The sequence below is a fragment of the Synechocystis sp. LEGE 06083 genome (assembly GCF_015207725.1).
Lineage (GTDB): Bacteria > Cyanobacteriota > Cyanobacteriia > Cyanobacteriales > Microcystaceae > Synechocystis > Synechocystis salina.
The window spans coordinates 1-1,863 of the sequence record NZ_JADEWJ010000418.1; the positions used below are offsets into that span (position 1 = coordinate 1).

The 1,863-nt window shown below is 49.4% G+C and carries 1 protein-coding gene and 2 pseudogenes; all 3 read right to left on the minus strand.

Annotation, left to right across the window (positions count from 1 at the left end):
- A pseudogene (locus IQ219_RS19310) lies at nt 1–248 on the minus strand (histidinol dehydrogenase); the annotation flags it as partial.
- A gap of 261 nt (nt 249–509) precedes the next feature.
- Nucleotides 510–1,622, minus strand: coding sequence for a calcium/sodium antiporter (locus tag IQ219_RS19315; RefSeq protein ID WP_228017393.1), 1,113 nt, complete (start codon nt 1,620–1,622; stop codon nt 510–512).
- Between the two features lie 36 nt (nt 1,623–1,658).
- Nucleotides 1,659–1,863, minus strand: a pseudogene (locus tag IQ219_RS20295) (TerB family tellurite resistance protein); the annotation flags it as partial.

The window sequence follows — 1,863 nt, forward strand, 5'->3', positions numbered from 1 at the left end:
CGGTAAACCTGCTCTAGGGCATTGCAGGCCTGGCGAATCACCAACAATTTTTCCTGGCTAATACGTTGATAAGCCGCATCTAACTCAGCCCCACTAACCCTGGGGGGAGAATCCTGGCTCACGGTAGCCCAATGTTCCATCGCCGCCACCACCTTTGCCATCACCGGCCAGGGGGAAAGGACGGGACGATGATGTAAACGTCGCAACTCCTGAACAATGTCACCGGACTGGGTGATGAGACGTAACATGGCAAACAATTTGCTCCCAAACAGCCAACCCCAGGCAGAGCGCCCAGTTCTGTTTTAGCTTAACGTTTTTACCCATGAAGTTCCCTGTGTTGAACATTCCCCCTAATCTATTTGCTTAAAGGAATGGGAGCATCTCGCCCAAGGCAAATTATTTTCCCTGGCAAGCCAATTTTGTCTATGGGGTAATTTTTGCCCCCACTGGTATGATTGCTAGCCAACAATGTAGTGTTTTTTCTTAATTTGTCTGATACTTAACAAACTTCAGTCGCTATCTGATTTCGGTGCTGTTTTAGTGCCCTTGAACAGATTGGGAATAATGGACAGCCCCAAGGCGATCGCCGTTGCTGGAATAACAATAAACAGGATGATATCGGTGAAGAGGGAGAGATTTTCGTTGCTAGTGGCACTTAACACTAAATAGGTGGCATAGGAGAAGTAATAGCCCAAAAAGAGAATTCCCTCCCAACGGGAAATTAGTCTTCCGGTCAGAAAAACCGGCAAACAGATCACCGCCACTGCAAACATCACAGGTAAATCAAATTTAATCACCGCCGGGGCAATGGCCACCCCCGTAGGGGAAAGGCTAGCTGCAAAACCCAGCACCGCCAGAATGTTAAAAATATTACTGCCGACCACATTACCCACGGCAATGTCCCGCTCCCCCCGATAACTGGCCACCACGGAAGTAGCTAACTCCGGCAGAGATGTGCCCAAGGAAACTAAAGTCAGCCCAATGACCAACTCACTAATGCCCAGGGCCCGGGCAATGTCCACGGAGCTTTCCACTAACCAACGGGAACCAAAGATCAATAGCCCCATGCCTGCCCCAATGTAAGCAGCCTGCCTGATAATTTGCTGCCCAGTTTTGGGCACAGGTTCGCCAAACTCCTGGGCATATTCTTCGGCAATTTCCGGATTTTTTTCCCGCCGACTCTGGAAAATCAAAAAAGTGGTGTAGAGAATTGCCCCCAGGACAAAAATTGATCCATCCAAACGGTTAACTCGACCATCCTGGGCAAAGAACATTAAGAGGGCGGAGACGGCAATTAAAATGGGTACGTCTAAGCGAATCAGTTGTTGGGCCACCACCAGGGGAGTAATGGTGGCACAGACACCCAAAATCAGCAAAATGTTGAAGATATTACTACCCACCACATTGCCGATGGAAATATCGGCCTGGCCGGCAAAGACCGCCTGCAAACTCACCACCAATTCCGGAGCACTGGTGCCATAGGCCACAATGGTGAGACCAATGATCAAAGGGGAAATGCCGAACATTAGGGCAATGCGGGAAGCCCCTTTAACTAATATTTCTGCCCCCACCACCAAAACTCCCAACCCCAGAACCAAGCTTGGGATCGTCATCCAAGTCATCATGTTTTCTCCCGAAAATCCCAGAGTTGCAAAAATTTAGCTAGCTTTTTGGAGGGCACGACGGTAAAGCCGCTGAACCTTGCCGAGAAATTTATCCAGGGATGATTTGGGGGGACCATGGCCAGGATCGGATTCCTGCAGGGAAGCTAGTAACTGGGCTTCTTGGGTTTGAATATCGCCATCGCTGTAGAGCAAGCCACTCAATGCTTCTAGCAATTCGGAATATTCCTCTTCACTGGGA

Bases quoted from the DNA above. Each gene is read 5' to 3' on its own strand.
- IQ219_RS19315 (WP_228017393.1), bottom strand. From the start codon at position 1,622: ATGACTTGGATGACGATCCCAAGCTTGGTTCTGGGGTTGGGAGTTTTG.